Origin of the sequence: Anaerocolumna aminovalerica, assembly GCF_900115365.1 — a bacterium.
GTDB lineage: Bacteria > Bacillota > Clostridia > Lachnospirales > Lachnospiraceae > Anaerocolumna > Anaerocolumna aminovalerica.
On record NZ_FOWD01000005.1, the window covers coordinates 165,693 to 174,864 of the forward strand.

Annotated in this window: 7 protein-coding genes and 1 pseudogene; 2 read left to right on the forward strand and 6 right to left on the reverse strand. The window is 34.7% G+C overall.

What is annotated here, in order from left to right; genetic code table 11:
• Positions 1 to 107: 107 nt before the first annotated feature.
• The 6 genes and pseudogenes from BM183_RS04770 to BM183_RS04795 form a co-directional block, all read right to left on the reverse strand.
• Positions 108 to 1,442 (reverse strand): ABC transporter permease, encoded by a 1,335-nt coding sequence (locus BM183_RS04770; RefSeq protein WP_091684834.1) that lies wholly within the window; start codon positions 1,440 to 1,442, stop codon positions 108 to 110.
• Positions 1,432 to 1,728: a hypothetical protein gene (locus tag BM183_RS04775; protein WP_091684835.1), complete on the reverse strand. Its 297-nt coding sequence runs from the start codon at positions 1,726 to 1,728 to the stop codon at positions 1,432 to 1,434. The genes BM183_RS04770 and BM183_RS04775 overlap by 11 nt, the downstream gene beginning before the upstream one ends.
• Before the next feature lie 127 nt (positions 1,729 to 1,855).
• Positions 1,856 to 4,339 (reverse strand): COG1361 S-layer family protein, encoded by a 2,484-nt coding sequence (locus BM183_RS04780; RefSeq protein WP_091684837.1) that lies wholly within the window; start codon positions 4,337 to 4,339, stop codon positions 1,856 to 1,858.
• A gap of 612 nt (positions 4,340 to 4,951) precedes the next feature.
• Positions 4,952 to 5,584 (reverse strand): annotated as a pseudogene (locus BM183_RS21460) (ABC transporter ATP-binding protein); the annotation flags it as partial.
• 226 nt (positions 5,585 to 5,810) lie between these two features.
• On the reverse strand, positions 5,811 to 7,052 hold the full coding sequence (locus BM183_RS04790) for an AI-2E family transporter (RefSeq protein ID WP_091684838.1): 1,242 nt from the start codon (positions 7,050 to 7,052) through the stop codon (positions 5,811 to 5,813).
• Positions 7,053 to 7,134: 82 nt separating this feature from the next.
• Entirely contained in the window at positions 7,135 to 7,749 is a 615-nt protein-coding gene (locus BM183_RS04795) for a cytidylate kinase-like family protein (RefSeq protein WP_091684840.1), read from the reverse strand.
• Positions 7,750 to 8,121: 372 nt separating this feature from the next.
• Here BM183_RS04795 and BM183_RS04800 point away from each other — a divergent pair, with 372 nt between their 5' ends.
• Together BM183_RS04800 and BM183_RS04805 are read left to right on the forward strand one after the other, a co-directional pair.
• Positions 8,122 to 8,691: a manganese efflux pump MntP gene (locus BM183_RS04800; RefSeq protein ID WP_091684841.1), complete on the forward strand. Its 570-nt coding sequence runs from the start codon at positions 8,122 to 8,124 to the stop codon at positions 8,689 to 8,691.
• Between the two features lie 260 nt (positions 8,692 to 8,951).
• On the forward strand, positions 8,952 to 9,172 hold a 221-nt coding region (locus BM183_RS04805; protein ID WP_139221479.1), incomplete at its 3' end, for a transposase family protein.

Genomic DNA, 9,172 nt, shown 5'->3' on the forward strand with positions numbered 1-9,172 from the left:
TTGCCCTATAAAACTAATTTAACCTTTGAAAGTATGGGATACCTGTTTCATCCCATACTTTCAAAGGTCCCAATATCCTATATAGCCTAAGCATATATAGTTCGCCATTATCCATCCGTCTTCATAGCTTCAATTGCACTTATTTTAGTTGCTCTTCGTGCAGGATAGTAGCCTGAAACTAAACCGATAACAATTGCAATTCCCGCTGCTACAAATGGCAGCCATAATGGAATGACTGAAAATTTAGTATTATCCATGTTATACATGTAATTTCCTGAAAATAATGATTTAAATAAAGGCTGACCAAACTTATTGATTCCCCATGAGGTTATGTAACTTAAGATGATTCCTATAACTCCTCCCATAAGTCCTATGATTCCAGCCTCAAATAAAAACAATTTCTTTATGTCCTTAATAAAACAGCCCAATACCTTCATAATACCGATTTCTTTCGTCCGTTCATAAATAGACATAACCATTGTGTTTGCTATATTAATGGCGGAAACCAACATAGAAATGGCACCGATTCCACCTAAAACCATTTGAAGCATTTTAGAGGTTTCCTGCATTGGCTTTAAGAAGGTACCTAAACTTGTAGGCTGGTATCCCATTTCTTTAATTTCATTTTGAACTTTATCTAAGTTCTTTACATTATCCACTGATATTTGTATACGTTCATAGGTCTCTAAGGATTTCAACGCTTTTTTACGATCTTCTGTTTTTAAGGAACTGGCATACTTTTTATAAAGACTTTCAAAATAACCAATATCCATATAAACAACTCCGTCAAATTGCCAGTTGTCTGTTTTTTCCATAATAGAATAATCTGTTACTGTCAGGGAAAATTGCTTTTTACTTTCCTCCGGCATATATTCGTATCCAAAGCGAAATATTACTTTATCTTTATCCATATCTACGGTAGTCGGTTCCCACCTTCTTGATCTGGGATCGTAAAAATTATTAGGAATTTCTGCACCTAATACCAAGACTTTATTATTTTCATCTGTTGGATAACTTCCGCTGGTTAAAGCCGGAAAATCAAAATCAGCATAGGTACTGCTGTCCATAGCCATAATTTGTATGTAATTCTCGTACTTTCCACTGGATAACATGGCACTTTTGCTGATAACCGGAGATACTGCTCTTACATGCTTTATTCCTTTAATTTTTTCAACAAGAGTGTCATCCATTGACTGTTCCTTCATGTCTACATAATTGCCATCCTTATCCAAGATTGGGGCATGCCTCTCCACTGTAATGGTTGTCAGACTGCCCAGTTCCATAACCTGAGATTCGTAATTCTTATTCATGCCCACACCAATAGAAACCATAACCACAATAGAAATAGTACCAATGATTACACCAATTACCGTTAAAGCGGTTCTTGCTTTACGTCTGCTTAAATTTCTTAGACCCATGATAAATAAGTCACTAATTTTCATACAGCTCAAGTCCTTTTTTGATTTTTCTCTTTGCTAACAGTATGCCTATTCCTATTGATACAGCTAATGATACGGCAGTAATTCCTACTACAAATACCCAGCTGGAAAGCAGGGGATCCTTCGTTTTCATTCCTCCCATATCACCTCCCATATCCCCTTCTATAAAGCCGCCTTCCATTCCATCAACACTTATATCTGCACTTGCGCTGATGATTGAATTATTAAAGGAATTGGCTGTATCCAGAAGTACTTGTACATTCATATCCTGATCTATTAATACTTTCATAATCGTTCTCCCTTCCGGTCTTAATATTAATCTTTATTCTGCCGAACACCGAGAATCTGGGCATCAGCACAATATTTACAAGGTGAATTGTTTACCATTCACTTTGTGAAAATTCTTGATTTTCTCACTATTCACCTAATTCCAAGTCTTCTTTTTTCCTTAATTTCCTTAAATGTAAACTCAATACGATTTTTCTGGTTACTGGTATAACTACCACTAAAACCGCAGCTTGAATAATTACAAACAACCAGATTGGAAGGATTGGTTCCTTCACAGGATTCTCCATTGGAAACTCTCCGCCTGTTCCCTCACCTCCCGGGAACTCAGGAACAAATTCTCCTTGAACAACAGATTCAAATTCTTTGGTAACTTTTACTTCTTCACCATTACTGTCTTCGAAACTAATTACAAGATTGCCTTTTGCAGTTCCCTCCAGTGTTGGTATGATTTCCATTTCTACATATTCAGAGGCACCGGACTGTACATTTCCAATATAATACATATTTCCGGTGGTCAAAGTATAATCTCCTTCTACGGTAGCATATACATTGTTCAGAGTAGATTTACCCATGTTATAAAATTCAAAGGTAACTGCTGTAGGCTGGTTGACTGTTGGAGTTCCCCAAGAACCTACATAGATGTTGTTTACAACCGGCCTTGAATTTTCCACAGCCTGCAAATTAATGGTCTCTGTTACTTTTTCACCAATTTCACCGGTAGTTGGATTAGCTTCCGCTCCGGCATACTCATATTCAAATTTAATTTCTAAGGGATATGCCTTAGTAACAGCATCTGACTTTACTTTTAATTCAATAGAATTCTGTTTGGTTTCTCCAGCAGATATTCTGTCAATATAGAAAGTATTACTGCCTTTGGTTACTGAAAATACATTCTCTGCCTGTGATACCGTTACCTTGATATTCTTAGCATCCACATTAGAATGGGTATTGTAGATATCAAATAAGAAATTAAATGTACTTCCGGCTCTTAATTCTTCTATGTCTGTTGTAAAATTACTAATGATTAACTTTGGCTTACTGGCTGCACCATTATTTTGTACATCTAAAACATAAATAGTTGCAGGATCTGACTGGGGTGTTCCACTGTTATCTTTATATTCACATTTTATTTCTAATGTATGTACACCTTCTGCTGCTTCATTGGAAACCAACAATGGCATGGTAATCCTTGCTTTTTTTCCGCCTTCTAACTTTTCAAGGTATTGATAAGGGTCAGAATTAACAGGACTAAAATTCGTATTTGACAGATTGGTAGCTACTATTTTTATTTCATGAATATCAATTTTGCTTTTATTTATCAGATCAAATGTTATATCTACTCTTCCGCCTGCATTTGGTGAGTTGGGGCTTTGAGTTACATTACTGATTACTATATTAGGCTTACCTTCAGAAGACACTCCGTCTGCTGCTGTTACCTCCAGATATAAAACATTCGTAGCTGTATAAGAATTTCCTTTATTATCTTTATAAGAAATCTTAACTGTAACTGTTTTTAATCCTCCTTTTGCTTCTTTTGAAACAATCAAAGGAACTTTTGCATCAATTTTTTTATTTTGTTTTAAATTTCCTATTTTTACTGTTTTTGTGGTGTAATTGGGAAGAAAACTTTCAACTCCCAGTCCTTCGATTTCAACTTCAATATCTTTTGCTTCAGATGCACCTGTGTTACGCAAAGTAGTTACCAAGTTAAAAGTACTTCCAGCTTTTAATTCGCCTGCATGTTTGGTACTGTCTATTTCGATTTTTGGTGCATTACTGTTTTCATCAATATTAATATAGATTTTATTTTCGACCTTTGGTGCTTCAGCGCCATCTATATCTTTTGAAGTCATATTAATGGTCAATGTTTTTGAACCGGCTGTTGCAGTTGATAAAATCCTTACCGGTAGTTTTACCTGATAGGATTCTCCTGCAGACAGTTTTCCATTATAACCTGCTTCCTGATTTAACTTGGAATATTTAGGAGATATACCTGCTGCCTCATACCCTTCTACACTAAAACGTGTATTCAGAGCCGTCACTTCACCTTCATTCTTTATAACAAAAGATAATTCCGTATCATTTCCTATAATAGCATTATCAAATACAACATTATCAACGGTTAACTGTATGGGTTCCTTTTCTTCTGAAATGACCACATCAAGGCTTGGAACCTGGAGTGTAATTTCCTTCATCTTCTCTTCTTCATCGCTATAATCCATAAATTTAACATCGATTTTTAATGGATAAGTTCCAATCTTTGCAGTCTCTTTTACCTTTAAATCAAATTCTATGTAAGTAGTAGCAGCATATATACCCTGGGGCGGATTGCTAGTTGAATAACCCTCTGCACTTAACGTTATATTTTCAGCAGAAAAAGGCGCATCTTTTGTATTTACTGAAATTCTTGGTTCTGATATATAACCTCCTATCGCTCTAACCGGCAGTTTAACATGAACCGTTTTACCAGGAATACCTACAATATCTTTAACTTCTCCACTAAAACTTAAAGATGTCGTAGCTGCTTTCACAGATAATGAAGTTCCCGATAAATTGCTGATAATTAAAGCAAATATCACAATTAGCATTAATATTTTTCTTGCTTTTTTCATTCTTAATCCCTCTTCTTCCTTTTTAATTAGCTTTATTTATATCTCGTTTTTCCTCAAGTCCACTCTGATTCCGTCCTCTATTTTTATGTATATGCATCTTTATTCTTTCGTAGATGCAATATCTGACATCGGGCCAGTGTTGTCCTCTGTTAACGGTGTCTCAGTATCAACTTTCTCCGGATACACAATTTTTTCATTCATATCAAAGATATCATCTAAATTAATCTTTATGTCCAATTCTGTATCAGTATTATCCTTTTTATCTATTTTACTTCCCGTATCTTTACTTCTCTTGATATCCACATTGCTTTTTGTATCTACGCTATTTTTCCTACCTGAACTGCTTTTCGCACCTTTACTGCTTTTAGCAGTTTTACTACTTTTCGCAGTTGTATTACTTTTTGAATCTGTATCGCTTTTTGTTTCTTCATTACCTTCCGTATTGCTTATTGCCTCTTTATTGCTTTTTGACTCTGCATTATTTTTCGTTTCTGTATCACTTTTTGAATTAATACTGCTTTCCGTATCTGGGCTGATATCCGGCTTACTATCCATCCCCTCCGAGTTCTGTTCCAGAACTTCATTTTCACTCTTAGAAACATCCCGTCTGATTTCAATATTCTGAATTTTACCGTCCAATATATGTATAATCTTGTCTGCAAATTCTGCTAAACGCTTGTCATGGGTTACCATTACAATGGTCTGATTGTTCTCTTTGGCTATATTCCGTATCAGACCCATGACCTCCATAGTGGTTTTGGTATCCAGATTACCTGTAGGTTCGTCTGCAAATACAATCTCCGGTTTCGCAACAAAAGCCCTGGCAATACCAACTCTTTGCTGCTGACCGCCGCTCATTTCCTTAGGTTTATGAGCCATACGGTTTTCCAGACCAACCTTTGTGAGTACGTCCTTTGCCATGGATTTTCTTTTCTTCGCCTTTACCCTTTTAAACACCAGGGGGAACTCCACATTCTCCAATGCAGTCATAGAATTAATCAGATTATAGGATTGAAAGACAAATCCTAAGTAGCGTTGCCTGAATCTTGCTAAGCTACTTTCATTCATACGATGTATTTTCTTCCCCTTTATAATAATCTGACCGGCTGATAGTTTCTCAATGCCGGCCATTAGATTTAGTAAAGTTGATTTACCTGAACCGGATGTTCCAAGTAAGCAACAGAATTCACCTTTTAAAATATCAAAGCTAACATCATCTACCGCAAATATTTTTTCCGTTCCCATTCTGTATATCTTCTTTACATTCTTAACCTGAATTACAGTTTCGACCTGGTTTTGCACTCTTGCTCCACCTCCTAAATTATTCCTTGGTTTCTAAATAATCCTACTCTAAAAATCTTAAATAAAGACTATATATTTTCTTAAGAATTTCTGAATTAATAGCATATTCTGTCACATTTTATAGTATGACATTCCAATGTAAACTTTGAGTGTTATACTATTTAAATTTTTATATCTTTTTTGCCATCTGGTTTTTTTCTTCTTTTTCCACTTCTCCTTCTTCCTTTTCTTCTTTCTTCTTTTCCAATCTGTAATCTATATATCTGACAAATAATAATTTAATTAATGCACCTACCGGAACTGCCAATAGCATACCAAACAAACCGCCGATTGCATTACCAAATATTAAGGATATGATTACCAATACCGGATGTATTTGTATACTTTGACTGAGGAACTTCGGCTGTATTACATTTCCATCTAAGGTTTGGACAATGAACAGGGCAATAACGGCAATTAGCAGTTCTCTGTATTGTCCGTTAATAAGACATACGATTGCAGTACCAATGTATGCGATGAAAGGACCAAGATAAGGTACTAAATTGCCAATTCCCGCTATTATACCTATTATAAAAGCAAACTTTACCCCAACAACAGATAAGGTTAAACTAATTAATATCATCATGAACACAGCATCTGTTAATTGTCCTCTGATATAGCCGCTAAATACCTGGTCTGCATCTTTTATAAATCTACTGATTCTTTTATTTGCTTTTTCACTTAGTAAGGCTTCACCTACTTTTTTAACAAATTTCTTAATCATAGCTCCATCGATCATAAAATATATACCGATAATAGTGGAGAAAATAAATGTAGTTAAGTAGGATGATATATTACTAATAGAGGATACCAGAGAACTTGCCATGACTTTTAATCCATCTAATAACTTTGTGGAAACAAGTCTTACATAGTCTGATACTTGTTCGGATTGAATATCTAATTTATTTAATTGAGTTAGAACAGAATTATAGAAATCATTAATATTCTTCTTGTAGGATTCAGCTAATATAATAAGATCATCAAAGTTAGCAAAACGGATTTGATCAGTTACACTAAATACCAATAAAGATATTATCCCGGATAACAAGAATATAATAAGGAAAATTGTAGTTAATACCGCTAATGTTCTGGAAGACTTTAGGTGCCTTTCCTTTCCTTTTCTTCCTATCTTTACCTTTTCGTAATTCTTCTCAAAGAATTCAATTACCGGATCAAAAATATATGCAAATACAAATGCTATTACTATTGGTCTTGCAACTCTCACCAGCCAGGACAGCTTATCCATAATATATTGAAAGATTGCCGGTGCGCTTTTAGCTACCAAACTTAAGCTATAAATAATCATAGCCGTTATGATTACGTAGATGGAAATTAAAGTATATTTTTCATTTTGTTTTTTATTCAGCTTCATTCATTTTTTATCTCCCTATAATATTCTAGGTAATTATGAAATGACTCTTTCATATCATAATTACCTAGTTGGTTTTTTAATATCAGAGCCTATGCTCAATATAATTCTTAATACATTCCACACAATTATCTATCCCGATATAATCACTGCGGAGGGATAAGTGATAGTTCTCTGCTTTTCCCCATTTTTCGTTGGCATGATAATTATAATAATTAGCTCTCCTTTTGTCAATTCTGCGGATTTCTTCTTCTATTTTATCTTTTGGAAGATGATCCAGTTCCATTGCTCTCTTTTTCCTAAATTCCAAACCGGCCCATATAAATATATTTACCACATCCGGCATGTCTTTTAATATATAATCAGCACATCTTCCCACTATAACACAAGGTCCTTCCTGTGCAACTTTACGTATTACATCGGATTGAACAAGATATATTCTGTCATCTAAGGAAAGATGATTGAAACCAAGTTCCTGGCTGCCATAAGCATTTAATCCCATGGCGATAGAATAGAGTAAGCTGTTGGTTGCTTTTCTTTCTGCATTCTCAAATGCTGCTGCTGCAAAACCACTTTCTTTTACTGCTCTGGCAATTAATTCGTTATCGTAGAAAGGAATGCTCAGGCTATCTGCAAGCTTTTTACCTATTTCTCTTCCTCCGCTTCCGTACTGTCTGCTAATGGTTATAATTTTACTCATATGATCACTCCATTCTTCAATTTCAGGCAAGGTTCATGCATATAATACATGGACACACAAATGGTTATTGTTCTCTTCTATATTATACCATATTGCTATAGGTATGTGAACTTTATTTTTTAGATAATATACCCATTATGATCAATAGCTATCAAAACCTTGACAAAACCTTATTCACCAAGTATACTAGCAAAAGATAAGGGAGTAATTAGCACAATATTTGTGTGATAAAGTCAACATACTGATGTTTCACATCTGGCTTTATAAACTTCAATTTTTTAAATTGTTGGTATAATGAGACTTATCTGCGGGAAAGGACTGCAGATTGGTCTTTTTTTGTACTAAAATTAATATACTAAAGGAGTTTTTATAATGAGTTTACTGGAGTTATTTCTCATCGCTGTAGCTGTTTCCATGGATGCTTTTGCTGTTGCTATTTGTAAAGGGTTATCCATGCAGAAAGTCACCCTTAAAAAAGCTTTGACGGTAGGATTATATTTTGGGATATTCCAGGCAGGTATGCCTTTAATCGGCTACTTCCTTGGAGTGCAGTTTAGAGATATAATCACTTCCATTGATCATTGGTTTGCCTTTTTCTTACTGGCTTTTATCGGTGTTAATATGATAAAGGAATCCAGAGCAAATGAAGGATGTCCCAGCGGGGATCTTGGTTTTAAAAACATGGTGATTCTTGCTTTTAGTACAAGTATAGACGCTTTAGCCGTTGGTATTACTTTAGCTTTTCTTAAAGTAGATGTGATTCACTCTGTTACATTTATTGGTACGGTTACTTTTATCTTATCTATGGTTGGAGTTAGGATAGGGAATATTTTTGGAGTAAAATATAAATCAAAGGCAGAATTGGTAGGAGGTATTGTGTTAGTCTGTATTGGGCTTAAAATTCTACTTGAACATACGGGGGTATTGGATTTGTACTTATAATGAGATGAGTCTCCTGCTATACTTTCTTGAGGGATTGTGGACAAGATGAGAGTGAGGTTATCTTGGATTTACGACTTACAAAATCAGAACTTAATGATAGGCTTGAAAAAAGGTAACTAGATTTAACTAGTTACCTTTTTTGGTTCTATAATAAGTGTTGGGGTGTACGAAAAAACTCGTATACTCTAACATTTTATTTTATAATAAAAGAAAAACCTCCAAGCGTCAGTCTCACAAACATCACTCGGAGGTGCAAATACATGCAACCTAATTATATCAGATTATTATTAAATTTAGAAGATATTAAAATATTTAAAATTACACATTCAGATACTTGTGTAAATATTTTTATTGAGACAACTCCAAAACCGCATATATGCCCATGCTGTGGTAACTCAACGAAGCGAATTCATGACTATCGTATGCAGAAGATAAAAGATCTTCCTTTTCAGTTAAAGAATACGTATCTTGTCCTCAGAAA